This window comes from Rhizobium sp. Leaf306, from assembly GCF_001423425.1.
In the GTDB taxonomy this organism is placed as follows: domain Bacteria; phylum Pseudomonadota; class Alphaproteobacteria; order Rhizobiales; family Rhizobiaceae; genus Neorhizobium; species Neorhizobium soli.
On record NZ_LMNX01000006.1, the window covers coordinates 37,086 to 63,472 of the forward strand.

The 26,387-nt window shown below is 60.4% G+C and carries 30 protein-coding genes; 20 read left to right on the top strand and 10 right to left on the bottom strand.

From position 1 onward, the window contains the following. Nucleotides 1–107 precede the first annotated feature (107 nt). The 12 genes from ASG19_RS21795 (at nucleotide 108) to ASG19_RS21850 (ending at nucleotide 11,518) form a co-directional block, all read left to right on the top strand. On the top strand, nucleotides 108–755 hold the full coding sequence (locus ASG19_RS21795) for a GNAT family protein (RefSeq protein WP_062462738.1): 648 nt from the start codon (nucleotides 108–110) through the stop codon (nucleotides 753–755). Then, complete coding sequence (locus tag ASG19_RS21800; RefSeq protein ID WP_062462741.1) at nucleotides 752–1,357, top strand: GNAT family N-acetyltransferase; 606 nt, start codon at nucleotides 752–754, stop codon at nucleotides 1,355–1,357. Before ASG19_RS21795 ends, ASG19_RS21800 begins: the two co-directional genes overlap by 4 nt. A 165-nt stretch (nucleotides 1,358–1,522) precedes the next feature. Next, nucleotides 1,523–2,584 carry a GTPase ObgE gene (gene obgE, locus ASG19_RS21805; protein ID WP_062462745.1) on the top strand — a complete coding sequence of 354 codons (1,062 nt, stop codon included), beginning with the start codon at nucleotides 1,523–1,525 and terminating at the stop codon, nucleotides 2,582–2,584. Beyond that, nucleotides 2,581–3,798 (top strand): glutamate 5-kinase, encoded by a 1,218-nt coding sequence (gene proB, locus ASG19_RS21810; protein WP_062462748.1) that lies wholly within the window; start codon nucleotides 2,581–2,583, stop codon nucleotides 3,796–3,798. The genes obgE and proB overlap by 4 nt, the downstream gene beginning before the upstream one ends. Continuing rightward, on the top strand, nucleotides 3,788–5,068 hold the full coding sequence (locus ASG19_RS21815) for a glutamate-5-semialdehyde dehydrogenase (RefSeq protein WP_062462750.1): 1,281 nt from the start codon (nucleotides 3,788–3,790) through the stop codon (nucleotides 5,066–5,068). The genes proB and ASG19_RS21815 overlap by 11 nt, the downstream gene beginning before the upstream one ends. Next, nucleotides 5,043–5,702, top strand: a complete 660-nt coding sequence (locus tag ASG19_RS21820; RefSeq protein ID WP_062462753.1) for a nicotinate-nucleotide adenylyltransferase — start codon at nucleotides 5,043–5,045, stop codon at nucleotides 5,700–5,702. The genes ASG19_RS21815 and ASG19_RS21820 overlap by 26 nt, the downstream gene beginning before the upstream one ends. Before the next feature lie 120 nt (nucleotides 5,703–5,822). Further along, nucleotides 5,823–6,239: a ribosome silencing factor gene (rsfS, locus tag ASG19_RS21825; RefSeq protein WP_062462756.1), complete on the top strand. Its 417-nt coding sequence runs from the start codon at nucleotides 5,823–5,825 to the stop codon at nucleotides 6,237–6,239. 114 nt (nucleotides 6,240–6,353) lie between these two features. After that, nucleotides 6,354–6,836: a 23S rRNA (pseudouridine(1915)-N(3))-methyltransferase RlmH gene (gene rlmH, locus ASG19_RS21830; protein ID WP_062463039.1), complete on the top strand. Its 483-nt coding sequence runs from the start codon at nucleotides 6,354–6,356 to the stop codon at nucleotides 6,834–6,836. 151 nt (nucleotides 6,837–6,987) lie between these two features. After that, the gene (locus ASG19_RS21835) at nucleotides 6,988–8,367 is read left to right on the top strand and encodes a murein hydrolase activator EnvC (protein ID WP_244476257.1); all 1,380 of its coding nucleotides are present in this window, start codon (nucleotides 6,988–6,990) and stop codon (nucleotides 8,365–8,367) included. Continuing rightward, nucleotides 8,357–9,688, top strand: coding sequence for a S41 family peptidase (locus ASG19_RS21840; RefSeq protein ID WP_062462763.1), 1,332 nt, complete (start codon nucleotides 8,357–8,359; stop codon nucleotides 9,686–9,688). Before ASG19_RS21835 ends, ASG19_RS21840 begins: the two co-directional genes overlap by 11 nt. Before the next feature lie 81 nt (nucleotides 9,689–9,769). After that, entirely contained in the window at nucleotides 9,770–10,969 is a 1,200-nt protein-coding gene (locus tag ASG19_RS21845) for a divergent polysaccharide deacetylase family protein (protein WP_062462766.1), read from the top strand. A 15-nt stretch (nucleotides 10,970–10,984) separates the two neighbouring features. Continuing rightward, nucleotides 10,985–11,518, top strand: a complete 534-nt coding sequence (locus ASG19_RS21850; protein WP_062462769.1) for an RNA pyrophosphohydrolase — start codon at nucleotides 10,985–10,987, stop codon at nucleotides 11,516–11,518. 93 nt (nucleotides 11,519–11,611) lie between these two features. Here the strand turns inward: ASG19_RS21850 and bfr are convergent, their stop codons facing one another. The 3 genes from bfr to ASG19_RS21865 form a co-directional block, all read right to left on the bottom strand. Continuing rightward, on the bottom strand, nucleotides 11,612–12,097 hold the full coding sequence (gene bfr, locus ASG19_RS21855) for a bacterioferritin (protein ID WP_062462773.1): 486 nt from the start codon (nucleotides 12,095–12,097) through the stop codon (nucleotides 11,612–11,614). Then, the gene (locus ASG19_RS24550) at nucleotides 12,063–12,374 is read right to left on the bottom strand and encodes a (2Fe-2S)-binding protein (RefSeq protein ID WP_062462776.1); all 312 of its coding nucleotides are present in this window, start codon (nucleotides 12,372–12,374) and stop codon (nucleotides 12,063–12,065) included. The genes bfr and ASG19_RS24550 overlap by 35 nt, the downstream gene beginning before the upstream one ends. 95 nt (nucleotides 12,375–12,469) lie before the next feature. Next, nucleotides 12,470–13,123, bottom strand: a complete 654-nt coding sequence (locus ASG19_RS21865; protein WP_062462779.1) for a hypothetical protein — start codon at nucleotides 13,121–13,123, stop codon at nucleotides 12,470–12,472. A 291-nt stretch (nucleotides 13,124–13,414) separates the two neighbouring features. Here ASG19_RS21865 and ASG19_RS21870 point away from each other — a divergent pair, with 291 nt between their 5' ends. After that, nucleotides 13,415–13,852: a metallopeptidase family protein gene (locus tag ASG19_RS21870; protein ID WP_062462782.1), complete on the top strand. Its 438-nt coding sequence runs from the start codon at nucleotides 13,415–13,417 to the stop codon at nucleotides 13,850–13,852. Between the two features lie 34 nt (nucleotides 13,853–13,886). Here ASG19_RS21870 and ASG19_RS21875 read toward each other — a convergent pair whose 3' ends face one another. Together ASG19_RS21875 and ASG19_RS21880 are read right to left on the bottom strand one after the other, a co-directional pair. Beyond that, a complete protein-coding gene (locus tag ASG19_RS21875) occupies nucleotides 13,887–14,093 on the bottom strand; it encodes a DUF1737 domain-containing protein (RefSeq protein ID WP_062462785.1) in 207 nt (68 codons plus the stop codon). After that, entirely contained in the window at nucleotides 14,090–14,965 is an 876-nt protein-coding gene (locus tag ASG19_RS21880) for a CoA ester lyase (RefSeq protein WP_062462788.1), read from the bottom strand. The genes ASG19_RS21875 and ASG19_RS21880 overlap by 4 nt, the downstream gene beginning before the upstream one ends. Before the next feature lie 143 nt (nucleotides 14,966–15,108). Between ASG19_RS21880 and ASG19_RS21885 the strand changes: the two genes are divergently transcribed. The 4 genes from ASG19_RS21885 to leuB all read left to right on the top strand — a co-directional run bounded on the left by ASG19_RS21885 (nucleotide 15,109) and on the right by leuB (nucleotide 17,638). Further along, complete coding sequence (locus ASG19_RS21885; protein ID WP_062462792.1) at nucleotides 15,109–15,351, top strand: hypothetical protein; 243 nt, start codon at nucleotides 15,109–15,111, stop codon at nucleotides 15,349–15,351. A 126-nt stretch (nucleotides 15,352–15,477) separates the two neighbouring features. After that, complete coding sequence (gene leuD, locus ASG19_RS21890; protein WP_062462796.1) at nucleotides 15,478–16,083, top strand: 3-isopropylmalate dehydratase small subunit; 606 nt, start codon at nucleotides 15,478–15,480, stop codon at nucleotides 16,081–16,083. A gap of 10 nt (nucleotides 16,084–16,093) precedes the next feature. Beyond that, on the top strand, nucleotides 16,094–16,483 hold the full coding sequence (locus tag ASG19_RS21895) for a RidA family protein (protein WP_062462799.1): 390 nt from the start codon (nucleotides 16,094–16,096) through the stop codon (nucleotides 16,481–16,483). Between the two features lie 45 nt (nucleotides 16,484–16,528). Then, nucleotides 16,529–17,638 carry a 3-isopropylmalate dehydrogenase gene (gene leuB / locus ASG19_RS21900; protein ID WP_062462803.1) on the top strand — a complete coding sequence of 370 codons (1,110 nt, stop codon included), beginning with the start codon at nucleotides 16,529–16,531 and terminating at the stop codon, nucleotides 17,636–17,638. A gap of 80 nt (nucleotides 17,639–17,718) precedes the next feature. On the opposite strand, the gene ASG19_RS21905 is transcribed toward leuB, so the two are convergent. The 5 genes from ASG19_RS21905 to ASG19_RS21925 all read right to left on the bottom strand — a co-directional run bounded on the left by ASG19_RS21905 (nucleotide 17,719) and on the right by ASG19_RS21925 (nucleotide 23,931). After that, nucleotides 17,719–19,434 (bottom strand): MFS transporter, encoded by a 1,716-nt coding sequence (locus tag ASG19_RS21905; protein WP_062462807.1) that lies wholly within the window; start codon nucleotides 19,432–19,434, stop codon nucleotides 17,719–17,721. A gap of 162 nt (nucleotides 19,435–19,596) precedes the next feature. Continuing rightward, a complete protein-coding gene (locus tag ASG19_RS21910) occupies nucleotides 19,597–20,865 on the bottom strand; it encodes an ABC transporter permease (RefSeq protein WP_062462810.1) in 1,269 nt (422 codons plus the stop codon). Continuing rightward, the gene (locus tag ASG19_RS21915) at nucleotides 20,862–21,551 is read right to left on the bottom strand and encodes an ABC transporter ATP-binding protein (protein WP_062462815.1); all 690 of its coding nucleotides are present in this window, start codon (nucleotides 21,549–21,551) and stop codon (nucleotides 20,862–20,864) included. Before ASG19_RS21915 ends, ASG19_RS21910 begins: the two co-directional genes overlap by 4 nt. A 4-nt stretch (nucleotides 21,552–21,555) precedes the next feature. Further along, a complete protein-coding gene (locus ASG19_RS21920; RefSeq protein WP_244476255.1) occupies nucleotides 21,556–22,026 on the bottom strand; it encodes a hypothetical protein in 471 nt (156 codons plus the stop codon). Between the two features lie 141 nt (nucleotides 22,027–22,167). After that, nucleotides 22,168–23,931 carry an alkaline phosphatase gene (locus ASG19_RS21925; protein ID WP_062462819.1) on the bottom strand — a complete coding sequence of 588 codons (1,764 nt, stop codon included), beginning with the start codon at nucleotides 23,929–23,931 and terminating at the stop codon, nucleotides 22,168–22,170. Between the two features lie 157 nt (nucleotides 23,932–24,088). Here ASG19_RS21925 and ASG19_RS24655 point away from each other — a divergent pair, with 157 nt between their 5' ends. The 3 genes from ASG19_RS24655 to ASG19_RS21935 all read left to right on the top strand — a co-directional run bounded on the left by ASG19_RS24655 (nucleotide 24,089) and on the right by ASG19_RS21935 (nucleotide 26,378). Next, the gene (locus tag ASG19_RS24655; RefSeq protein ID WP_274604908.1) at nucleotides 24,089–24,214 is read left to right on the top strand and encodes a hypothetical protein; all 126 of its coding nucleotides are present in this window, start codon (nucleotides 24,089–24,091) and stop codon (nucleotides 24,212–24,214) included. 114 nt (nucleotides 24,215–24,328) lie between these two features. After that, on the top strand, nucleotides 24,329–25,363 hold the full coding sequence (locus ASG19_RS21930) for an aspartate-semialdehyde dehydrogenase (protein WP_062462822.1): 1,035 nt from the start codon (nucleotides 24,329–24,331) through the stop codon (nucleotides 25,361–25,363). Nucleotides 25,364–25,565: 202 nt separating this feature from the next. Beyond that, nucleotides 25,566–26,378, top strand: a complete 813-nt coding sequence (locus ASG19_RS21935; RefSeq protein ID WP_062462825.1) for a lytic murein transglycosylase — start codon at nucleotides 25,566–25,568, stop codon at nucleotides 26,376–26,378. The last annotated feature ends 9 nt before the right edge of the window (nucleotides 26,379–26,387 follow it).

The window sequence follows — 26,387 nt, forward strand, 5'->3', positions numbered from 1 at the left end:
GCGTCTCATCGACCCGGTTGAACGTTTGAAGGTTCAGTCAAAGAAAAGGGGAGATGGGGCGCTACCCATCTTCCCTTTTTCTTTTATCCCTCAAAGGAGACTGAACCATGCAAGGCGAATTAGTAAGGGCTGGCCAATTACGGCCGCCGGAAACAAGACCAGAGGAACGGCTCAGGCCGGACCGGTTGAGAAGCGATTGCCCCGTCTTACTGTCGCAGAGCCTTGTTCTGCGCGCACCGCACGAAGACGATATCGACGCACTTGCCCATCTCGCCAACAATGCGAACATTGCGACCATGGTGTCGCGCATGCCGCATCCCTACACGTCTAAAGACGCGGCCGATTTCGTGCGACGCACGAATGCGGGCGAGATTGGCAAATGCGTTTATGCCGTGACCCGAGCTGACAACGGCCAGTTTCTCGGCTGCTGCGCTCTCGAACCCCAAATCGACGAACGAACCCTCGAAATCGGCTACTGGCTGGGCGAACCCCACTGGAACAAGGGCTATGCCACGGAAGCGGCGCACGCGCTGATCGACATGGCCTTCCGCACCCGCAGCCATATCGAGCACATCGATGCCCGTTGCCGGGTCACCAACATCGCGTCGAAGCGGGTGATCCAGAAATGCGGTTTCCAGTTCCAGGGCACCGGCATGATCGAATGCCTGGCCTTGAGCGGAATGGTTGCCGTCGAGTGGTTCCGGCTGGACCGCAAGACATGGATGTCGCTCAGAAGCTGGGGAGAGCTGAGATGAATGCCGTCGTTCTCGAAAGGGCGAATGGGGTTCGCACTCAGCCTGGCCCCTGCCCTGACATCGTCACGCAAAGGCTGACGCTTCGCCCGCACCGCCTGTCGGATGCGGTAGCGATTGCCGAAACGCTTAGCGATTTCAAGGTCAGCCGCATGCTGTCGCGCGTGCCACAGCCCTATGACCGTCAGGATGCGCTCGACTGGCTGGTGCCGCAGACATCAGGCATCCTGCCAAACTGGCAGCTGGCGATCACCACCGGCGACGATGTGCATATCGGCATTGTCGGGCTGGAACTCAGGCACGGCCGCTGGCATCTCGGTTACTGGCTGAACCGGCTTTACTGGGATCGCGGCTATATGAGCGAGGCAGCGTCGGGGGTCCTCGACCGGTTCTTCCGCCGCATGCCGGACACTGTCGTCCATTCGGGCGCGTTTGCCGACAATCTCGGTTCGCTCAATGTGCAGACAAAGCTCGGCTTCCGCATCACAGGCGCAAGCGATGTGTTCAACCGCGCCCGCAATGTCATGGTGCCGCATATCGAGACGGAGCTTGCCCCGGAGGATTTCCGGCTTCTGGCCCCCGCTCCCCGGCGTGATCGCGTCTGATCATGCCTTGATCACGATCGGCCCCGGCGGATGCCTTGTCCGCCGGGGCCGTTTTCAGCGCATTCTGTCGATAGGCTTTGACCTAAAGCCTGTCGGACGGTATCGAAAACCCTAAGTACGTCCCGCCGGAGAGCGGGAGCGACCAAGAACAGGACTACCAGACCGATGAAATTTCTCGACGAAGCAAAAGTCTATATCCGCTCCGGTGACGGCGGCGCGGGCGCAGTTTCGTTCCGACGGGAAAAGTTCGTCGAATTCGGTGGACCTGACGGTGGCGATGGCGGCCGCGGCGGCGATGTGTGGGTTGAAGCCGTCAACGGCCTCAACACGCTGATCGATTTCCGTTTCCAGCAGCATTACAAGGCAAAGGTCGGCATCCACGGCATGGGCCGCAACCGCACCGGCGCCAATGGCGACAGTGTCACGCTCAAGGTTCCGGTCGGCACGCAGATCTTCGAGGAAGACAACGAAACGCTGATCATCGACATGACCAAGGAAGGTCAGCGTTTCAGGCTTGCCAAGGGCGGCAATGGCGGCTTCGGCAACACGCATTTCAAGAACGCCACGAACCAGGCGCCGAACTGGGCAAACCCAGGCCTTGAAGGCGAGGAAAGCACCATCTGGCTGCGGCTGAAACTGATTGCCGATGCAGGACTTGTCGGTCTTCCGAATGCCGGAAAATCCACCTTCCTGGCCTCGGTTACCCGCGCCCGCCCGAAGATTGCAAACTATCCCTTCACGACGCTGCACCCGAACCTTGGTGTCGCCACGATCGACGGCCGCGAGTTTGTTCTCGCCGATATTCCGGGCCTGATCGAAGGCGCTCATGAAGGCGTTGGCATCGGCGATCGCTTTCTTGGCCATGTGGAACGCACCCGCGTTCTGCTGCACCTCGTGTCTTCCATCGAGGAAGAAGTCGGCAAGGCCTACAAGACGGTCAAGACCGAGCTTCAGGCCTATGGTGGCGGTCTGACCGACAAGCGCGAAATCGTTGCGCTGTCGCAGATCGATGTGCTCGACGAGAAGGAACTGAAGAAGAAGGCCAAGGAGCTTGAGAAAGCCTGCGGCCAAAAACCTTTCCTGATCTCCGCCATCACCGGCACGGGCATGACCGATGTTCTGCGCGCGCTCCGCGATGTCATCGTCGCGGCAAGCGTCGGCGAAGACACGGCCCTGCCGAACCGCTCCGTTCCTGTTCAGGAGTTCGACGAGGACGTCGACGAATGACGCCCGGCCACGAGATCGGTCACAAGCAAGTCTCTTCCGGGCAAGCCGGCGGTCGCAAGCCGCTCGGCGACCATCGCCGGATCGTCATCAAGATCGGCTCGGCCCTCTTGGTCGATCGCAAGACCGGCCTGAAATCTCCGTGGCTCGACGCGATCTGCGCCGATATCGCCGCGCTTCGGGCGAAGGGTATCGATGTTCTCGTCGTCTCCTCCGGCGCGATCGCCCTCGGCCGTACCGTGCTGAACCTTCCCCACGGCGCCCTCAAACTGGAGGAAAGCCAGGCAGCGGCAGCCGTCGGCCAGATCGCGCTGGCCCGCGCCTGGTCGGAAAGCCTGTCGCATGACGGGATCGTCGCCGGACAGATCCTGCTGACGCTGGGCGATACGGAAGAGCGTCGCCGCTATCTCAACGCCCGCGCCACGATCAATCAGCTTCTGAAGATCGGCGCGGTCCCGATCATCAACGAAAACGACACCGTCGCCACATCCGAAATCCGCTACGGCGACAACGACCGGCTTGCCGCGCGCGTCGCCACCATGGCCGGTGCCGATCTCTTGGTTCTCCTGTCGGATATCGACGGGCTCTACACGGCACCGCCGCATCTCGATCCGGATGCGCAGTTTCTCGATATCATCGAGGTCATCACACCCGAAATCGAGGCGATGGCCGGCGGTGCGGCATCCGAACTGTCGCGCGGCGGCATGCGCACCAAGATCGACGCCGGCAAGATCGCGACGACTGCGGGCTGCGCCATGATCATCGCATCCGGCAAGCCCGATCATCCGCTGCGCGCCATCGAACAGGGCGCGCGATCCTCCTGGTTTGCCCCGTCGGGCACACCAGTGACGGCGCGCAAGACCTGGATTGCCGGACAGTTGCAGCCGGCCGGCGAACTTGTGGTCGACGAAGGCGCCGAACACGCGCTGGGTTCTGGCAAAAGTCTGCTGCCCGCCGGCGTGCGCCGCATCGAGGGCAATTTCCACCGGGGCGACACGGTTGCGATCATCGGCGCGGAAGGCCGCGAGATTGCCCGCGGTCTTGTCAGCTACGATGCCGACGAGGCACGCCAGATCACCGGCCGCAAATCGGCGGAAATTGAAGCCATTCTGGGCTATGCCGGCCGTGCCGCCATGGTCCATCGCGACGACCTTGTTATGACAGGCGCGATCAGGCGCACGACCACCCGCAAGGAGGATGCCGTTCATGTTGGATAAGGTCCAGATGACCGACGTTGCCGCAATCATGGATGCGATCGGCGTCAACGCAAAGGCTGCAGCCAGTGCATTGGCAACGGCATCGACCGAGCAGAAGAACGATGCGCTCAATGCCATGGCCGATCTGGTCCTCGCCAACAGCGCCGAGATCCTGAGCGCCAATGCCGAAGATCTCCGCAACATCGAGGGCAAGGGGCTCCTGCCCTCCTTCATCGACCGGCTGACGCTCACCGAAAAGTCGATCGCCGGCATGGCGGAGGCTCTTCGCCAAATTGCCGCGATCAAGGATCCGGTCGGTGAAGTGATCGCCGAATGGGATCGCCCGAACGGGCTTCATATCGAACGTGTCCGTACGCCGCTCGGCGTGATCGGCGTCATCTACGAGAGCCGGCCGAACGTGACGGCCGATGCCGGCGCGCTCTGCCTCAAGGCAGGCAATGCGGTGATCCTGCGCGGCGGCTCGGATTCGATCCATTCATCGCAGGCGATCCATCACTGCCTGGTGGCGGGCCTCAAGCAGGCGGGTCTTCCCGAACATGCGATCCAGCTCGTGCCGACGACCGATCGGGCTGCCGTTGGTGCCATGCTGTCGGGCTTGTCCGGCGCCATCGACGTCATCGTCCCTCGCGGCGGTAAAAGCCTCGTTGCTCGCGTCCAGTCCGAAGCCCGCGTGCCGGTCTTTGCGCATCTGGAAGGCCTCTGCCACATCTATGTCGATGCCTCCGCGGATCTTGAGATGGCAAAGGCGATCGTCGTCAATGCCAAGATGCGCCGCACCGGCGTCTGCGGTGCGGCCGAAACACTGCTGGTCGACAGCGCCGCGATCGGGACCCACCTGATGCCGGTGCTGGAAGCGCTGACGCAAGCCGGCTGCGAAATCCGCGCTTCGGCGGCCGTGCTCAAGGTTCACCCGGGCTTCAAGCCGGCGACCGAGGATGACTGGCACACGGAATATCTCGATGCCGTGATTTCGGTGGCGATCGTCGATGGCATTTCCGGTGCGATCCGCCACATCAACACCTATTCGTCCAGCCACACCGAAGCGGTGATTGCGGAAGATCCAGCCGTGGTTGCGCGCTTCTTCAATGAGATCGATTCAGCGATCCTCCTGCACAACGCGTCCACCCAGTTTGCCGATGGCAGCGAGTTCGGCATGGGCGGAGAGATCGGCATTTCCACGGGCAAGATGCATGCGCGCGGCCCTGTTGGCGTCGAACAGCTGACCTCGTTCAAATACAGGGTGCATGGCACCGGCCAGATCCGGCCCTGACGTGACGGTAGAGCGGATCGAAAGACGCCATCTCGCCATGCCGCATGTGGAACGGGGGATGGCCGTCGGCCTTTTCGGCGGTTCGTTCAACCCTCCACATGAAGGTCACCTTCTGGTCGCCGAGATCGCGCTTCGCCGCCTAGGCCTCGATCAGCTGTGGTGGATGGTGACGCCCGGCAATCCGCTGAAAAGCCGGTCGGAACTCGCCTCCCTCCCCGACCGCATCGCCATGAGCGAGCGGCTTATCCAGGATCGGCGCATCAAGGTCACCGCTTTCGAAAAAGAACTCGGCGGCGCCTATACCGCCGATACGCTCTCCTTCGTCAAGGCGCGCAATCCGCATATCCATTTCATCTGGATCATGGGTGCAGACAGCCTCAGGACCTTTCACCTGTGGCAGAAGTGGCAGGAGATTGTCTCCACCTTCCCGATCGCCGTGATAGACCGTCCGGGTGCGACGCTTTCCTTCCTCTCCTCCAAGATGGCGCGCACATTCCAGCATGCCCGTGTCGACGAGACAGATGCCGGTACGCTGTGGAAGCGCCGCCCGCCCGCCTGGACCTTTATCCACGGTCCCCGCTCAGCCTTGAGTTCGACGGCAATCCGGGCATCGGGAAAGACTTCCGATTCCTGAAGTGGAACATTCCGATCACTTGAAAGATAAAGCATTCGATGCCACCTTCGGTATGCGGCCGGTCATAAGACGGGATTCGCGCGAAGAGGATGTTGCTGTTACCGGACGAAAGGAACGACCCTGACAACAGTACACGCCAAGGGAAGGACGGCCTCCGTCATTCCGCAGAGCCTGGAACGTGGCGATGATGCCGCCGCCCATGCCCTCGATCAGGTCCTCACGAGCCTCGAGGACTCCAAAGCAGAAGATATCGTCACCATCAATATTGCCGGAAAGTCCGCTCTCGGAGACTACATGGTCGTCGTCTCAGGACGATCTAGCCGGCATGTCATGGCGATCTGCGATCACCTCATCACCGACCTGAAAGCAGAGGGCCTCAGCGGGGCCCGTGTCGAAGGCATGGAGACGGGTGATTGGGTGCTGATTGACACTGGTGATATCATCATCCATGTGTTCCGCCCCGAAATCCGCGAGTTCTACAACATCGAAAAGATGTGGGCCGCTCCGGATGTCGAGGAAGGCACAGTGCTTCACTAACAGGCCGGGGCGTTCCTGAGCCGACAAGGGGCGACGATTGCATGCTGACGGCGGCGCGTTGACGACGTGGCGGCGCAGTGGCAGCCGAGAGCTCTGAAAACAATGGATCAGGACATGCGCATCAGCCTTTTTGCCGTGGGACGGCTCAAAGCCGGACCGGAGAAGGATCTTGCGTCCCGTTACCTCGACCGTTTCTCCAAGGCCGGGCCCGCGATCGGGCTCGAACTTGCCAGGATGATCGAAGTGCCGGAAAGCCGTGCTTCCAATGCAGAAACGCGAAAGCGCGAGGAGGCCGCCGCACTCGAGAAGGCCCTTCCCGATGGTGCCATCCTCGTTCTGCTCGATGAACGCGGCAAGGCGCTCGATAGCGAAGCCTTTGCCGGTCTGATCGACAAGTACAAGGACGGCGGCAAGCGCGACATGATGCTCGCGATCGGCGGCGCCGACGGGCTGGACCCGGATCTTCGGGCACGCGCTGATGTCGTCCTCAATCTCGGCTCTATGACATGGCCGCATCAGCTGGTCCGCATTCTCATTGCCGAACAGCTGTATCGCGCCGTCACCATCCTTTCAGGCCATCCCTACCACCGCGTTTAGACTTCGTTTACCTTCCGGGCCGATGTTGCGAAACACGATGTTGTTTATGGCTGGCCCCGGCGAATCAGCCTAGCCTTCGCAGGTCCGCTGCAGATTCGAGAACGCAATGACGATCAGGAGAGCCATAGCCCTGGGCCTTGCGCTGCCAGCGATGGCATCGGCGCTTGCCTTCGCGCCTCTCCGCCTGCCCGCCTTTCACTGGATTGCCTTAGCACAGGAACCGGCACCGCCTGCGGCCCAACCCTCCCCGCCCGCGACCGAAGCCTTGGCGGATCCGACAGCCGATCTTCAAAAGAGACGCAACGAGACCCGCGGCGAGCTGGAAGTGCTGGCCAAAAGCATGAGCCTTTCGTCGGAAAAGGTTGCCCAGATCGAGCACAGCATTTCCGGCATCAAGAAGACGTCTGCGGATATGCGCCAGGCGCTGATCGATTCAGCAACCCGGCGCAAGGACCTGCAGTCGAAAATCCAGGTCAGCGAAGACAAGCTCGCCTCGCTGAAAGTGCAGGAAGACAAGATCCGCGTGGCCCTGAGGGGGCGTCGCTCCATTCTTGCCGAAGTGCTGGGTGCTCTGGAGCGCATGGGCCGTAGCCCGCCGCCGGCGCTGCTGGTTTCCCCCGATGATGCGCTGGGTTCTGTCAGAAGCGCCATCCTGCTCGGCGCCGTGGTGCCCGGCATGCGGGCGGAGGCCGAAAGGCTGGTCACGGATCTTCAAAATCTCGCGAGCCTTCAGGCAGAGGCGGCGAAGGAAAAGGAAACCGTCTCGCAAACCATCACGGCAGGCGTCGAGGAAGAACGGCGCATGAACCTGCTGCTGGCTGAAAACGCCAAGCTGAATGCCGAGAACGAAAGACAACTCGCCGCCGAACGCGCGCGTTCTCAAGACCTTGTCGGCCGCGCCACCTCGCTTCAGGATCTCATTCAGGGGCTTGAAGGACAGATCGCATCCGTGCGCGAAGGCATGGATCTGGCCCGTGCCGAGGAGGAACGCCGGCGGCAGATGTCCGAAGAAGAACGCGAGAAAGCCCGGCAATTGGCCGAAAGCGGTGTGCCCGACAAAAACCGCATTGCGCCCGCATACGCGTTTTCAAGCCTCAGGCAAAAACTGGAGCTTCCAGTTGCCGGCGAAATATTGCGTGCGTTCGGTGATGCAGACGGGACGGGACACCCGGCACGCGGTATGACCGTGGCCTCCAACCCCGGCGCAGTGGTGACGGCACCGGCCGATGGGCTGGTCGTGTTTGCCGGTGCATTCCGGAGCTATGGCCAGATGATCATTCTGAACGCCGGCGACGGCTATCATGTTGTTCTGGCAGGAATGGATATCGTGAACGCGCGGCAGGGCAAGTTTGTCTTTGCAGGCGAACCGATCGCTGCCATGGGTGAGAAAAGAGTAGCAAGTGCGACTGCGTTGGCGCTGGAAACGGATCGCCCGACGCTTTACATTGAATTCCGAAAAGACGGCACTCCGGTTGATTCTAAACCGTGGTGGGCCAGCAAAGAAACTGGAAGGGCGCGAAATGATTCGTAGGGCTTCTCTTGTCATCGTCGGAGCACTGTTGGGTGCGACCGCGATGAGCGTCATTTATTCAGCCGGTGTCCCGGCCCAGGCCGCCGGGGCTTCCACCTATAAGGAACTGTCGATCTTCGGCGACGTGTTCGAGCGGGTCCGCGCTCAGTATGTGACGCCACCGGATGAAAACAAGCTGGTTGAAAATGCCATCAACGGCATGCTGAGCTCGCTTGATCCGCATTCGAGCTTCATGAATTCCAAAGATGCCGAAGACATGCGCACCCAGACGCGCGGTGAATTCGGCGGTCTCGGCATCGAAGTGACGATGGAGAACGAGCTCGTCAAGGTCATCACTCCGATCGACGACACGCCGGCATCCAAGGCTGGCATTCTTGCCGGCGACTTCATTACTGAAATCGATGGCCAGGCTGTTCGCGGCCTGAAGCTTGAGGACGCCGTCGAAAAGATGCGCGGCGCCGTCAATACGCCGATCAAGCTGACGGTCATCCGACAGGGTGCCGACAAGCCACTCGACATCACCGTCATGCGCGACATCATTGCCGTGCGCGCCGTGAAATCCCGCGTCGAAGGCGGCGACATCGGATATGTGCGCGTCATCTCCTTTACCGAGAAGACCTATGACGATCTCGAAAAGGCGATCAAGAAGATCAAGGCCGACGTGCCTGCGGACAAGCTGAAGGGCTTCGTGCTTGACCTGCGCCTCAACCCGGGCGGTCTGCTGGATCAGGCGATCAACGTCTCCGACGCCTTCCTGGAACGCGGCGAAGTGGTTTCCACCCGCGGCCGCAATGCGGATGAGACACGCCGCTTCAATGCCGGCCCTGGCGACCTGACTGACGGCAAGCCGGTGGTTGTGCTCGTCAACGGCGGCTCGGCTTCAGCGTCTGAAATCGTCGCCGGTGCCCTTCAGGACCTTAAGCGCGCGACTGTTGTCGGGACCCGCTCGTTCGGTAAGGGCTCCGTCCAGACGATCATTCCGCTCGGCGAATCCGGTGCGCTGCGTCTGACAACGGCGCTCTATTACACGCCATCCGGCAAGTCGATCCAGGGAACGGGCATCACGCCTGACATCAAGGTCGAACAGCCGCTGCCGCCGGAATTGCAGGGCAAGGTCCGCGCCGAGGGCGAATCCAGCCTCAAGGGCCATATCCAGGGTGCGGCCGAAACAGACGAAGGTTCCGGTTCGGCTGCCTATGTGCCGCCGGAAACCAAGGACGACCTGCAGCTGAACTATGCCATGGACCTGCTGCATGGGACAAAGACAGACCCGTCCTTCCCGGCAAGCCCCGACAAGGCTGCGGCCGCCGTCAAGAACTAATCAGGCAAACCGGTCAGGCGGCTGTTTCATCACAGCCGCCTGACCGCATTCATTTCGGCAGCGCAGACGCGGGCATATCCCTTGGGCAGCGATCTCCATGCACCGCTCGGTCAAAACCGGCCGCCGAAGCGACGAACGGCGCGTCGCCTGTCGGCCGTTGCCGTTTTAGGAAGCATCGGCGTGATTGCCGTCGTCGGCTTGTCGATCTATGCGATGCGAAACGACCCTCAGCTTGAGCGCATCGCCTCGAGCGAGCCCCCCTCCTCCACGGCGATCGCCCCCAAGACACCTGCCGATGATGCAGTTTCTCCCGAAAATGCCAACCCCAACGGCATGCCCCGGTCCAATCCGAATTCCGGCGCGACCATTGAGCAGAACCGGATGGCGGACGGCTCGGTCGTGACAAAATACACGCCGCGCGCAAGGGATGGAAACGGTCCCGTCCTTATCAATGCCCAGAGAATTGGCCAGGACCCGCGATTTGCGGCAGAGCCGAATACGTCTCTTCTGGAAGACACGGAATACGGCAAACTGCCGATCCTCGGCGAGGACGGCAGCCGGCCCATGGACCAGTATGCACGTCCCTGGTCCGGTGCCCGCGGCACAAGGATCGCAATCGTGGTCGGCGGCCTCGGTCTCAGCCAGACAGGCACCCAGCGCGCCATCCAGCAACTGCCATCAGGCGTGACGCTCGGCCTTGCCGCAAGCGGCAACAGTCTGCAGCGCTGGATGCAGGAAGCGCGCCGCGCGGGCCATGAAATCCTCATCCAGGTCCCGTTCGAGCCTTACGACTACCCGGCCAACGACCCCGGACCCGGCACGCTTCTCGTCAAGGATCCGGCGGCAAAGAACCTTGAGCGACTGCATGTGGCGATGGGCGAGATCACCAACTATACGGGGATCATGAACTACCAGGGCGGCCGCTATCTCTCCGACGTCAAGGCGCTTGAGCCTGTCCTGCGCGACATGGCCTCCCGCGGCCTGCTGTTCCTCGATGACGGCACCTCGGCCCAGTCGAAGACGGAGGTGCTGGCAAAGGCGATACAACTGCCGCACGCCTTCGGTGACCTGACCCTGGACGGTCAGCTTCAATCCGACGCGATCCTCAAGAAACTTGACGAACTGGAGCGGATAGCCCAACGCAAGGGAACGGCAATCGGCATCGCCTCCGCCTTCGACGAGAGCATCGCGGCGATCCGCAAATGGGCCGACGAAGCCTCGCAACGCGGTGTAGAAATCGTCGGTGTATCGACGCTTGCCCGCGAGAGCGTGGCACCTTGAAGCAAGGGGAATGATATGGCCAAGGATCACAAGAAACCGGTGAAAGCGGACGATCTTCCCTATCGTCCCTGCGTCGGGGTCATGGTGCTCAACAGCGAGGGCCTCGTTTGGGCCGGACGCCGCATTGCTGCCGGCAACAGCGAATTCGACGGGTCTCCGCAACTGTGGCAGATGCCGCAGGGCGGGATCGACAAGGGCGAAGATCCCCTGCCCGCCGCCTATCGTGAACTGTACGAAGAAACGGGCATGCGTTCCGTCGCGCTGCTTGCCGAAGCCGGCGAGTGGATCAATTACGATCTTCCGGAACACCTGATCGGTATCGGACTAAAGGGAAAGTATCGCGGACAGACGCAGCGCTGGTTTGCCTTCCGCTTTGACGGCGATGAAAGCGAGATCGCCGTCAACCCGCCGCCGGGCGGCCATACGGCTGAATTCGATGCCTGGGAATGGAAGCCGATGCAGGATCTGCCCGGCCTGATCGTGCCGTTCAAGCGCGCGGTCTATGACAGGGTCGTCGCCGAATTTGCCCACCTCGCGCCGGCAGGCTGATTGCACGTCCGATTAGCGCTGGTCGGATAAAGCAAAGCCCGGTGAAAGCATCTTCCACCGGGCTTGAGCGATCTAATGTCGATGATTTGAGCTTTACTCAGCGGAGTCGGCTGATTCCGCGTTGAGCTGGCCGTATCTCTCTTCGCCGATCTTCGAGAGAAGTTCGAGCTGCGTTTCCAGGAAGTCGATATGACCTTCCTCATCCATCAGCAGCTGTTCGAAAAGCTTCATGGAGACATAGTCGCCAGCGGCGTGACAGATATCACGCGACGCCTTGTAGGCGGTGCGGGCATCGTATTCACCGGCCAGATCGGCTTCGAGAACTTCCTTGACGTTCTGGCCGATGCGAAGCGGTGCCAGCGTCTGAAGGTTCGGATGACCCTCGAGAAAGATGATGCGGTCGATCAGGCGATCGGCATGCTGCATCTCTTCGATGGATTCGGCCCTCTCCTTCTTGGCAAGCTTGGTAAAACCCCAATCATGCAGGAGACGATAGTGCAGCCAGTATTGGTTCACAGCGCCAAGTTCGAGGAAGAGTGCCTCGTTAAGCCGCTCGATGACCTGTAAGTCGCCTTTCAATGTCCGCTCTCCTGTTTTCTTCGTGGAGTTGTTTCAAGCGCGACATATAGACGATCACGTCAGCTTCCGTCGAGTGCCGCTGGGCGTGATATTCCTCAGTGGTCTTTATGATCAGATCGACGACATTGGGAAAGCAACCGCAGCAGCGGCCGCGTTTTTCCATCGCATGGTAGACCTTGACGGGAACGATCAGCTGCCAACAGTCCTCAGTGAGGAGTTGGATGATCGTATCCTTGATCTCCCTTTCGGTGATGTAATTGCAACTGCAAACCAGCATTTTGGATCGACCTGGAGAACATTGACCTCGATACAGACTTTTTGCAAAAGAGGACAAGCGATGTCAAGAAAGAATCCAGCCCGGTAATTGACATATCATAACCCCCTTATCAACGATCCGTGATCGGAGGCAGTGATGCCTAACCGGCTGCTGTGTCGCTGCGATATCTCTGGAAAGGCTCGGATGTCACTCGATCGAAACAACGCGCCGCCACAGGTTCCGTCCGCGGCAGAAGCAGAATCGCTCCACACGCCCGGCAAAGATGCGAGTGTCCCTTTGACGTCGAAACCCATCTGACGGAGTCTGCGGGAGGCATTGCCGAGCAAGACCTGCTCTCCGCCACCGTAATCCGCACAGCCCGTGATATCCAGAGAGAGCCCGTTTCGCCCTTCTAGCGTCACCAGTGGCGTATATCGGTCGCACCAGTCGGAGAGCGCCATCAGAAGCGCCGCGTCGGCATCATCGTCTTCGTCCATCACGTCGAGCTCCGGAAAGATCGCTCGCGCTTCTGAAACGCCCTGCCCCAGCTTCAGGTTAAGGCGTTCGGCGGCCGCGTCGAGCACTGTCAGGCACATCCTGTCGGCGTGGCGCCCGGCAAAGACGATCGGTGGATGGTCGTGATGGCGGGAAGACCGCCAGTCCATACCCCAGCGGCGGCGCGCAATTCTGTCGGTTGACAGACGCGGGAACACGAGTGTCAGAATACGCCTCTGTCCATGCGCCAGAGGGGATCGAAAACAGGCGGTCATGCGGGTTCCAATCCAGACCAGACGCGAGCATCAGGAGCAAGCTCGCCAACCGCTTTCCGTCTCCGAGATCGGCTTGCGCAGGGCAAAAGTCTCTCCCGCGCCCAGGCACCTTTGGCCATGGCGTTAACTCCATCGATAATGTTCGCTTTATGTTCTTATGGATTCCAGACACGTGGCAAAGAGTCAACAGCTCCTGATCAGGAATCTTTTCCTCTAAAAGCTATCGCAATGATTCTTTTCTCGAAATAGCTGCTTCAGGTATTATATGTGCCTGAGTTGGAAGGAGATCCCATGGCCCGCATTGACCAGACCGATGATTGGCAGGATCGCCATGCGCCGACGATCAGCACGTTCGAGTCGCTGGCATTAGAAGCCTACAGCCACCTTCCGGACGAATTCCGCAAACTCACGACGAACCTCACCATTGAGGTCGAAGAATTTCCGGACGACGACGTTTTCGAAGACATGGCGCTGGAAACGCCGTTCGACCTTCTGGGCCTGTTCGAAGGACGTGGCATTTCGGAACGGTTTACGGTCGAAACCGGCGAACTGCCCAATCGCATCCGGCTCTATCGCCGGCCTATCCTCGATTACTGGGCGGAGAATGAGGAAACGCTGGGCGATATCATCACCCACGTCCTTATCCACGAGATCGGCCATCACTTCGGCCTGAGTGACGACGACATGGAGCGCATCGAGGCGAGCGCCGAGGAAGCAAGCCAGCGCTGATCCAGCGCTGGCAGACACACCTCGGCCTAGCTTTTTACTGCTCGCCGAGCTTCATGTCGGGGCTGTATTCCTTGCCTTCTACGGTCTTCATCACGGCCTGGCCGCAATGCATCTCGCCCGTCTTGCCGTTGAAGGCGTAGCTTGGCGAACCGGAGAGTTCCCAGCCCTTGTTCAGCGCCGCCGTCACCCGGTGACAAAAGGCGGCATCGTCAGGACCGGTGATGAAACGATATACTTTCATGGCTTTCTCTTTCTGTTGGCGATGACCGCCGCGCTGGCGACGAGCTTTTCCGCATCTTCGAGATGCAGACGCTCGACCATGCGACCGTCGAGGTTGATGACGTTGAGCGTTTCGGCTCCCGGCTGGCGGAAGGCCTCGATGATGGCGCGCGCCTCTTCAAGCGCATCATCATCAGGACCGAAATGACGGTTGGCCGCGTCGATCTGCGCCGGATGGATCAGCATCTTGCCTGAAAATCCCATGGCGCGGCCCTGGGCGCACTCGGCTTCGAACGCGACTTCGTCCTTGAAATCGTTAAAGACGCTGTCGATCACATCGACACCATAGGCCCTGCCCGCCAGCACGACCTGCATCAACCAGGGTATGAGATTGGCCCGCCCCGGTTGCGGCAAAACACCCGTTGCCTTGCGAAGATCGTTGAGCCCCACGACGAGGCATTTGATCCGTCCGCCCACGCTCGAGATTTCGGCGGCGTTGAGGACGCCGAGCGGCGTTTCGATCATCGCCCAGATAGAGACCCTCTCCGGCACGCCCGCCTGAGAAAGGCGCTCGGCGATCACCCGGACGTCGTCCGCATGCTCAACCTTGGGAATGACCACCGCATCCGGCAGAAGTTCGACGATGAGCTCGAGATCCGCAGGACCGAATTCGCTTTTGAGCGGATTGATCCGGATAGCCGTCTCGAGACCATCGGAATTCAGCTCGGCAAAGCTTCTGCGGAGGTTATCCCGCGCTTCCGCTTTCTGCGCGAATGCCACGGAATCCTCCAGATCGAAAATCACGCCGTCGCAGTCGAGCTGCGGGATTTTCGAAAGCGCACGGGTGTTGCTCGCGGGAACGCTCAGGAGCGAGCGCCGGATCAGAGCGGCCATCGCTTCGGGACCATGTAATCATTGGGAAAAGTCATAACGTGGTTGTGACAAGCTTTTTGGCCCTCGGCAAGACAGGAGGTCGTGAAACCACTTGTAAGCGGGGCCGGCCGGTCCCACATTTCAGACGTTGAAAGGTATGATCCATGCAAAACATTCGTGCATTTTTCGTCGTCGCCTCAGCTATTGCGGTGCTTGCCATGGCGGCGCTCTTTACAGCGTCTCTGACCGTCGCATTTGCCGGCATTCTCGTCCTTCTTTCAATTGGTAGGGCGATCTCGACCAGGTTGAACCCTGTACCCGTGCGAGCGAAATCGTTCGGACCAAAGCCGGCCAGCCGCGATATCCGTGTGTGGAACGACGGCCGCGGTACCATCATCGACCTCTAGCGTCATCATGTTCGCTCCGCCTGCGCGCTCTGGCGCAGCGGAGTACCGGTTGAACGCATAATGCCCTTCAAATCGGCGGCAAATTGCTTTATTTGGCCTTCACGACAACTCCCTTGGAGGCAGATCATGGACAAGTTCACGCAACTCACAGGCGTCGCAGCGCCGCTTCCGGTCGTCAACATCGACACCGACATGATCATTCCCAAGGACTACCTGAAGACGATCAAGCGAACCGGTCTCGGCAAGGGACTGTTTGCAGAATCCCGCTACAATCAGGATGGGTCAGAAAACCCGGATTTCATCCTGAACAAGCCGGCCTATCGCAATTCCAAGATCCTTGTGGCCGGCGACAATTTCGGCTGCGGCTCTTCCCGCGAGCACGCGCCCTGGGCGCTTCTCGATTTCGGCATCCGTTGCGTGATCTCGACCAGCTTTGCCGACATTTTCTACAATAACTGTTTCAAGAACGGCATCCTGCCGATCATCGTATCTCCGGAAGATCTCGAAAAGCTGCTCGATGACGCGGATCGCGGCTCCAATGCCGTCATTTCGATCGATCTCGAAGCACAGAAGATCACCGGCCCGGATGGCGGCTCGCTGCATTTCGACATCGACCCCGGCCGCCGCCAGATCCTTCTCGAAGGTCTCGACGATATTGCATCGACGCTGAAGAGCGACGCCGTGATCTCGAGTTTCGAGGACAAGAACAGCACGGAACGCCCCTGGCTCTGAGGGTCATCAGATGGTCACGCATATCTCCTCCGGATCACCCTTCGAAGCACGGATCGGCTATTCCCGCGCAGTTGTTGACCGTGACATGGTCTATGTCTCTGGCACGACGGGCTATGACTATGCCCTGATGGTGATGCCTGACGATGTCGCTGACCAGACCCGCAACGCGCTCGCCACTATCGCAAAAGCGCTTGGCGAAGCCGGCAGCAGCCTGAAGGATGTGGTCCGCGTGCGCTATTATCTCGTCGACATGGCCGATTACGATTCTGTGGTCGAGGTCGTCGGATCGGCATTTGCCAGCATCCGTCCGGCAGCGACTATGATCGTCTGCGGCCTCACCACCCCTGAAATGAAAATCGAGATCGAAGTGACCGCACGCATCGGTGCCGGCGCTTCCTGAAACAGCTGCCCAACCGCCGCCTGAACAATCAAGGACATCTGCACAATGGCAAAACACCTTTTCCTGCTTCCCGGTGATGGCATCGGTCCAGAGGCCATTGGCGAAGTGCGCAAGATCATCGCCCATATGAACGACGCCATGAGTGCCGATTTCGTCACCGACGAAGGTCTGGTCGGCGGCTGCGCCTATGATGCGCATGGCGCCGCCATTTCCGACGCGGATATGGAAAAAGCGATGGCGGCCGATGCCGTCCTGTTCGGCGCCGTCGGCGGTCCGAAATGGGATAGTGTGCCCTATGAGGTGCGCCCGGAAGCCGGCCTGCTGCGTCTGCGCAAGGATATGGAGCTTTTCGCAAATCTGCGCCCGGCCATCTGCTATCCGGCGCTTGCCGCCGCTTCTTCGCTGAAACCCGAACTGGTGGACGGGCTCGACATCCTGATCATCCGCGAACTGACCGGCGGCGTCTATTTCGGTGAGCCGAAGGAAATCATCGATCTCGGCAACGGCCAGAAGCGCGGCATCGATACCCAGATCTACGACACCTACGAGATCGAACGCATCGCAGGCGTTGCTTTCGAACTGGCGCGCACCCGCAAGAATGCCGTGTGCTCGATGGAAAAGCGCAACGTGATGAAATCCGGCGTGCTGTGGAACCAGGTCGTCACCGAGATCCACAAGGCCAAGTATTCCGATGTGAAGCTGGACCACATGCTGGCCGATGCCGGCGGCATGCAGCTGGTTCGCGCGCCGAAACAGTTCGACGTCATCGTCACCGACAACCTGTTCGGCGACATGCTGTCTGATGTTGCGGCCATGCTGACGGGTTCGCTCGGCATGCTGCCGTCCGCGTCCCTCGGCGCACCCGATGGCAAGACCGGCAAGCGCAAGGCGCTGTACGAGCCGGTCCATGGTTCGGCACCGGATATTGCCGGCAAGGGCATTGCCAACCCGATCGCCATGATCGCGTCCTTTGCCATGTGTCTTCGCTATTCCTTCAACATGATCACTGAAGCCGACAACCTGGAAAAGGCGATCGCCAACGTTCTCGACCAGGGCATCCGCACCGGCGACATCATGGCCGACGGCTGCCGCCAGGTCGGCACCGGCGACATGGGCGACGCCATCCTCAAGGAATTTGCCGGCCTCTCGGCCTGAGGCATCCCGCGAGGGGACCACTGCCCTGAAACGAAAAAGGGCCCGGCGTTTCCGCCGGGCCCTTCTTTTTTGCTGACTGATCAGTCGTTAAGATCGATATTGCGCCGGTCCTTCACGAAGACCGCGCCGATGATGATCGTGAGAACGGCAAAGCCGACCGGGTACCAGAGGCCGGCATAGATATCCCCGGTCGAGGCAACGATCGCGAAGGAGGTGGCCGGCAGCAGCCCGCCGAACCAGCCGTTGCCGATGTGATACGGCAGCGACATGGCGGTATAGCGGATGCGTGTCGGGAAAAACTCCACCAGCGCCGCGGCGATCGGGCCGTAGACGATCGTCACATAGACGACCATGACCCAGAGAATGGCGATGACCGTCAAAGCCTGGGCATTGCCGAACACCGCGAAGAAGCCATCCACACGCACCTTGGCAGCATCGTTGGCGGCAGGGTAGCCGGCTGCCACGCTGGCCGGGCCGAGACGCTGGGCGAAGGTTTCGGTCTTGCCGTCCGGCAACGTCACATTGGCAACGGGAACGTCCGTGCCCGCCACGCTGACCGTGGTTGGCGCACCGGCGGCTGCTGGCACCAGCGTGTAGGTAAACGCCTGCTGCGACAACGTGCGTCGCGCGACGTCGCAGGGCTGCGTGAAGGTTCTGATACCAACCGGGTCGAACAGGGATCCGCATGTCGCCGGATCCGCCGAAACCTGGATCTGGACGTTTTTGATCGCTGCCGCGTAGGTCGGATTGGCGGTATTGGTCAATGCGTGGAATAGCGGGAAGTACGTGACCGCTGCGAGCGCGCAGCCTGCCAGAATGACCCATTTGCGGCCCACGCGGTCAGACAGCGCACCGAAGACGAGGAAGAATGGTGTGCCGAGAAGAAGCGACCAGGCAATCAGTACGTTCGCCGTCAGAAGGTCGACTTTCAGGATGCTCTGCAGGAAGAACAGCGCGTAGAACTGGCCGGTATACCAGACGACCGCCTGGCCGACGACAAGACCGAACAGTGCGATCAGCACGATCTTGCCGTTCTTCCAGGTGCCGAAGGCTTCCGTCAGCGGTGCCTTCGAACGGGTGCCTTCTTCCTTCATCTTCTGGAAGACGGGGGACTCGTTCATCTGCAAGCGGATGTAGATGGAGACGGCAAGCAGCAGTGCCGATCCGAGGAACGGAATGCGCCAGCCGCCCAGCAGACCGAATATGACCGGATAGCTTGTGGCAAAGGCTTCTTCACCCATGTTGACGCGCAGCGTCACGATGACGGCGAGCGACAGCAACAGGCCAAGCGTCGCCGTCGTCTGAATCCAGGCCGTGTAAAATCCGCGGCGACCGGGCGGGGCGTGCTCCGCCACATAGACAGCAGCACCACCGTATTCGCCACCAAGCGCCAGGCCCTGCAACATGCGCAGCGCGATGAGAAGGATGGGCGCCGTTGCACCAATCTGCTCGTAGCTCGGCAGAAGACCGACAAAGAATGTCGATAGGCCCATGATCACGATCGTGACCAGGAAGGTATATTTGCGTCCGACAAGATCGCCGAGCCGTCCAAAGACCAGTGCGCCGAAGGGGCGGACGAGAAAGCCTGCAGCAAAGGCCAGCAGTGCAAAGATGGCCTGCGTGGCGGGCGGAAACGCCGAAAAGAACTGCCGGCCGATGATGACGGCAAGCGTTCCGTAGAGATAGAAATCATACCATTCGAAAATGGTACCCAGCGACGAGGCGAAGATGACCTTCTTTTCCTCGCGCGTCATGGGGCTAGCCTTCGTCCGGGCTGCCGTTGCGACGTGTGCCATTGTCGTCCTCCCAACAAGATGAACTCCGTGCCTTCCTGTCCGGCCATTCTCCTCCTCGGCCAGACAGGTTAGCGCAATCGTTGCAGAGTGACAGAATTTGGCACGCCGGATGAGACATGCTTTCGGCTTATGACTTTCGTCTAATGACGTAGCTCGGAATGGTCAGGAGCGAAGCGCCTGGGCGGGCGACTGCCGATAGGCAAGAAGTGCCGGCACGGCCGAAAGGACCGCTGCAAAGCCCAGCAGAAAAAGTGCCAGACGTACGTCGTCTCTCGTGAACCCGACCGGCAGGATGACCCCGCTTTTCGCGGTAAACAGATGGGCGCCGAACTGCGCCGCCAGTAGCCCGCAGACGAAGCCGAGCCCGATGCCAAGCGCAACCAGGAGAAGAAGCTCCAGCCACACGATGAGGAACACGGCGACGCGCGGTGCCCCGAACGCGCGCAGCGCGCCGATCTGCCGGCGCCGTTGCCCCACATGGATCACCGTCACCAGCACCAGTGCCGCCGCGACAAGAGCCTGAGATCCCGCAGCGACCGCACTCAACACCATTTTCGCATCGCCAAGCGTTGCATAAAGGCCGGTCAGCACCTCGCCGGGAAAGACCGCCACCGTGCCATTGCCGCGATAGGCCTGACGCAGGCGATAAGCGTCGGCAATCGACTTCGGTTTGACCAAAATGGCCGGCAGGCCGGGGGTATCAGCGCCGAAATCCTCAACGATCGGCGCATCCGGATCGATGCCGCCGTGGTGATGGTCTTCGTCATGGGTGGCAGAGGCGACAGTTGCCGCAGGCTCCGTGCCTCCGTCCTCGTGCTCAGGTTCGTCGCCGAGACCATGGACATGCCATACGGCCTGGATCGGCACGAGAATGGCGCGGTCCCAAGGCGTGCCGGTAGGTTTCAGCTTGCCCACGACCTTGTATGCGATGTCCGTATGGGTTGGACCACCGGTTTCGGCTGTTCCATGCATCGGCTTGACGACGGCACCGACCGGAAGAGTGACGGAAGCGCCGAGAACCGCTTCGCCTTCCGCGGCAAACAAGCGCCCCTCGCCAAAGCCTGGCGTCGTGCTGGTCACAAGCGTCGTCGTCGTTCCCACGATCGGATAGCCGGCAAAGGAATCGCCGAAACCGACGGGAGCTGCCCAGGCGACGCGCGGATCGGCGGCAAGTTTCGAAAGTAGCTCTCCATCGACCAGCGGCAGCGGCGCGGGCTGGAGAAAGATCGAGGAGAGGATCAGCTGCGTTTCGCTGCCGGAGGCGCCGATCACGAGATCGAACTTGTCGGCGGCACGCGCACTGCCGAGACGCAGCGACCGTTCCTGCAGGGTCACGGCAACCCCGAGCGCCGTAGCTAAGGCAACCAGAAGCACCACGACGGCGCAGCCCAGCCAGAGACGCCGCAGGTCGGCGATGATAAAACGGATCATACCGGCACCTTCCCGACAACATCATCGCCGACGATGCACCCGCCCCTGAGCACGATGCGCCGGTCGAGGCGTTCGATCATGCGTTGGTCGTGCGTCGCCACAACAAGCGTGCTGCCGGCACCGGCCGCGACCGACAAAAGCAGATCCCCCACCGCCTCGCCGTTTTCGACATCGAGGCTTGCCGTCGGCTCGTCGGCAATGATGACACCCGGCTTGCGCAGCAACGCCCGGGCGATCGCTACCCGCTGCATCTCTCCGCGCGACATGGTCTCGACGGGCTGGCCGGTACGCTTCAACCCCACGGTCTCGATCAGCTCATGTGCTCTTTTCACCAAATCCGGGGTCGAGACCCGCGAAAGCCTTGCCGGCAGCAGCACGTTATCCAGCGCGGAGAGGCCCGCAAACAGATGGAAATCCTGCATCACGAGGCCCACATTTTCGGCCCGCCAGCGGTCTCGCCGGCCTTCCGACAGTCTGGCGATATCCTGCCCGCCCCAGACCACATGGCCGCTACCGACACGCTCCAGCCCCGCAATGATATTGAGAAGCGTGCTCTTGCCCGATCCCGACCCGCCCGTCAGCGCAACGCGGCTACCGGCGGCGATCTCAAGGTTCGCGATGGAAAGAACCGGTGTCGCCAGACCGGGAAACGAGACGGCGAGGGATTGCACCTTCAGAGGCATCATGTCTTCAGACCGTACCGTATTCCGCCTGTCGGATCCGCAGCAGGCTCACGAAGCCGGTGTCCGGATCGGTCCACGAGCCCATCTCGAGCGTGCCGCGCACCTCGATCGTCTGGCTTGGCTGGGTGAATGTCTGCTTCTCATCGAGATAGACAACGACGATATTGTCCGGCCAGTCCGCATCGGTGGAGCAGAACGGGCAGATCGACATCGGCACTTCGGTCAGAACGAAGAACGAGGCTTCCGCCCTCAGCGGTGGCGCCATGAAACCGCGCATGGCGATCTCCTGGCCGTTCAGCCACTTGACCTTGTCGGAAAATTCCAGACCAAGAACGCTGACCTTGCCATAGAGTTCGTCGAAGGAAAGCCCGTTTTCTGCGCGGGCGGTTGCGCCTGATATCAGCAGCGGCAGGCCGGCAATGATGCCAAGCGAGGTCTTGAGCATCTGGCGACGGTCGACCATCTCGAGCGCTCCCATGATCACTCTCCCGCGTTGATCACAGTCATCATCCAGCAGGTGAGTCATATCTTCAAGTCCCGCGATATCTCATTGGACAGGGGGCATGCCACAGGACATGCCCCCTCTTTCAGTCTTGTCGTTCATGCCCGATAGGTCTGATTAGTTGGTCTGCTTGGCGCCCAGCGCGAAAGTTTCCGCGAGAACCTTGTAGACGTCGCTCTGCTCCATGTAGCCGCGGAAGCCTTCCGAACCCGGGCCGGCAGCCTGAAGCACCACGTCGTCAACCGCATGGACGCCGCTGTCAGCGCTCTTCGGGATGATGCCGGTCACGAGAACGGCACCTGGGACATCCTTGTAGGCTTCGTTGGCGACATATTCCTTCTTTTCGTTCTGGATGGCGGGAACGAAGGGATTTTCGAGCTTCGGACGGAAGGTCTCGTAATGATCAGGACCGTTATTCGCGTTCAGGAAAAGGCGCTTGGTAACATCGACCTTGTCAGGATAACCGTCCTTATTCTCGTCCGTATAGTTCGGGAAGCCTGCCTCGGCATAGGTCCCGACCTTTTCGCGCATGTCGTCGCCCGGCTTTTCATCGTTGACCGTACCGATGATCGAAACACCGTGGGTATGGTCGCCGGAGACGACGATCAGCGTGTCAGGGTTCTTGTCGGCGAATTCGCGGGCAGCGGCGATTGCCTTGTCGAACTCGATCGTATCGACGACGGCACGGTCCCAGTCCAGCGGATGGGACATCTTGTCGATATTGGCAGCTTCGACCATCAGGAAGAAGCCGTCCGGGTTCTTCGACAGCGTGTCGAGCGCAACCTTGGTCATGTCGACGAGGCCCGGCTGGTCCGGGAACTTCGCGGTCGTGCCCTTTTTCAGGAATTCGCGGTCAAGCGTCGTGTCCATGTTGCCGGTGTGGAACAGGCCGAGGATCTTGCCGGTATTGGTGCCGGATGCCGTTGCCAGTTCAGCCTTGCTGGTCGCAAGCATGTAGCCGGCGTCCTTGAACAGGGCGATGTAGTCCTTGTCGTCCTTGCGCTTGGATCCAGGCGTCGCCTGGGGCAGGAAGTAGGCGGAACCGCCGCCGAGTAGGACGTCCGGCTTGACGTCGAAGAGCATGCCGTTGATTTCCGCCTTGTCGCCGCGCTTGCGGGTATGGGCGACGACGGCTGCGGGTGTTGCGTCCTGAACTTCTGCGGTCGTGACGATGCCGATCGACTTCTTCGTCTGGCGGCGGACCGCCTCCGCATATGTTTCAACCTTCGGATCGTCCAGCGAGTCAGGCGTGCGGTCGGCATAGACGCCGATTGCGTTCACGGCTGTCTTGTGGCCGGTCATATATGCCGACATCGTGTTGGCGCTGTCGGTGGCAACGGCGTCCGTCGCAGACGTGCCGATAAAGGCTGCCGGCGGGATGTCGTCCATTGCGAGACGTCCGTTTGCCTTGCCCTCGGTCATGCCCTTGGCCATGATGCGGGCAGCGGTGCGATGCGCCACGGAAAGACCGTCACCGATCAGGAAGATCACGTTCTTGGCCTTTGGCTGCGCCGCGGTGCCATAAACGTTCCAGGTCACGCTCTTGGTTTCCGGACCAGCAGAGACTTCAACCTTGTAGTCGCCGGCATTCGCGATCGTCAGTGCGCGCAGCACGACGGCGGAACCGAGAACCTTGTCCTTGTTTTTCTCTTCTGCAACGAACTCGACATCCTTGCCGAACACAGACTTGTAGTCCTGGCCGTTGACGGTGATCTTGACGTCCTCAGGCTTTACGACCGAGCTGAACTCGACCTTGAAATCGAATGGAGAGCCGGTCAGGATCGTCGCCCGATCAAGCGGAAAGACGTTCGCGGCGTGGGCGGCTTGCACGCCGCCGGAAAGAATTGTGGTGGCTGCAAAGGCAGCAAGAAGCATACGCATGGAAAACCCCCGTCGTTGCGTCGCATAGAGGTTCGGGGATAGCCCCATGCCATGACAGTGCAATGACAGAAACGTGATAACGGCGCCGAGGTCCGATCGCATCAACCTTGACTCTGCGGCAAAATCTTTTATGAGCAGCTTTGGAAAAGGAGTGTCCATGCTTCGCCGCGACTTTCGCTTTGCTGCGTGCTATGACCTGGCAGTATCTGCCGGGCGGCTGGATGTTGCCCTTTCGGTTTCCGACAAAACCACGGCCAAAACGACGACGAAAATTATCGTCTGACGTCTCTGGCCACCGCTCTCTCCCCGGTACGGCCGGGGACAAGGAACACCGCGTCGCGCGCGACACGGGCTTCCCCCTCAGAAAACCGAGGAGAGACAGAAAGAGAGCAAAGAAATGGGTTTCAAGATCGCAGTCGCCGGTGCAACCGGCAATGTCGGCAGGGAAATGCTGAACATTCTCGCGGAACGTGGTTTTCCGGCTGATGAAGTCGTCGCACTCGCCTCCGCCCGCAGCCAGGGAACGGAAGTTTCCTTCGGCGACAAGACGCTCAAGGTTTCCAACCTCGAGAACTACGATTTCTCCGATACCGACATCTGCCTGATGTCCGCCGGCGGCGATGCCTCCAAGAAGTGGTCGCCGAAGATCGGTGCGCAGGGCTGCGTCGTCATCGACAACTCGTCCGCCTGGCGCTACGATTCGGAAGTGCCGCTGATCGTTCCGGAAGTGAACCCCGACGCCATCGTCGGTTTCTCCAAGAAGAACATCATTGCCAATCCGAACTGCTCGACGGCCCAGCTCGTCGTCGCGCTGAAGCCGCTGCATGACTTTGCCAAGATCAAGCGCGTCGTCGTTTCCACCTACCAGTCGGTGTCCGGTGCCGGCAAGGAAGGCATGGACGAACTCTTCACCCAGACCCGCGCCGTGTTCGTCGCCGATCCGGTCGAATCGAAGAAGTTCACCAAGCGCATCGCCTTCAACGTCATCCCGCATATAGATAGCTTCATGGAAGACGGCTACACGAAGGAAGAGTGGAAGGTTCTGGCCGAGACCAAGAAGATGCTCGACCCGAAGATCCGCGTTACCTGCACGGCCGTGCGCGTTCCGGTCTTTATCGGCCACTCCGAATCCGTCAACATCGAGTTCGAAAACGAGATCACAGCCGATCAGGCCCGCGATATCCTGCGCGAAGCGCCGGGTTGCCTTGTCATCGACAAGCACGAAGACGGCGGCTACATCACGCCTCTCGAATGCGCCGGTGAAGATGCGACCTACATTTCGCGTATCCGCGAAGACGCAACCATCGAAAACGGACTCAACATCTGGGTCGTCTCCGACAACCTGCGCAAGGGTGCCGCGCTAAACGCGATCCAGATTGCCGAACTTCTGGTCAATCGCGGTCTCATCAAGCCACGCAAGGTTGCTGCTTAATAAGTAACGTACTTTATTAAGCAAATCCGCTTAGAAAGCCCCGTCAGAAATGACGGGGTTTTTTCGATTCGTCTCTCTTCACGAACTATTCATGGGAAGATGAATTGCGATTATCCGCCACTGGGGTCATAAGGCCGAATATAGCGCAATTCTTCCGGAAGCTTTCGGCCAAGCAATCCGGACTTTCGACGGGTTTGACCGCATGATGAAGACTATTCTGGCAGGATTGATCGCAGCAGCAACGCTTGCAACCGCAGCCCCGGCCTTTGCCGCCGCCTGCGGCAATGATGGAGCCGGTTTCGACCGCTGGGTCGCCGATTTCAAGCAGCAGGCACCGTCCAAGGGTATCAGCCCTGCAGTTCTCGACCGCGCCTTTGCCAACGTCGTCTACAACCGCCCGACCATTCGCGCCGACCGCGGCCAGAAAAGCTTCAAGCTTTCCTTCGACGAGTTCATGAAAAAGCGCGGTGGCGCAACGATCATCTCGCGCGGCAAGTCCATGAAGAAATCCAACGCAGCGCTGTTTGCGTCGATTGAGCGCCGCTACGGCGTTCCGGCCGGCCCGATCCTGGCAATCTGGGGCATGGAAACCGGTTTCGGCAATTACATGGGCGACCAGCATACGCTGTCAGCCGTCGCAACGCTTTCCTATGACTGCCGCCGCTCGGCCTACTTTACCGAACAGCTTTACGCTGCCCTGCAGCTCGTTGCCCGCGGTGATCTCAGCACCACTGCAAAGGGTGCAGCGCATGGCGAAATCGGCCAGACCCAGTTCCTGCCGCTCAACGTCATCCGCTACGGCGCCGATGGCGACGGTGACGGCCATATCGACATGGTCCGTTCGCGCGCCGATGCCCTGGCATCGACCGCCAACTTCCTCAAGGGTCATGGCTGGCGTACAGGCGCCGGTTACCAGCAGGGCGAGCCGAATTTCGTCGCCATCCAGGGCTGGAACGCGGCAACCGTCTACCAGCAGGCGATCGCATACATGGGCGCCCAGATCGACGGCGGCTGAGCCGTTACA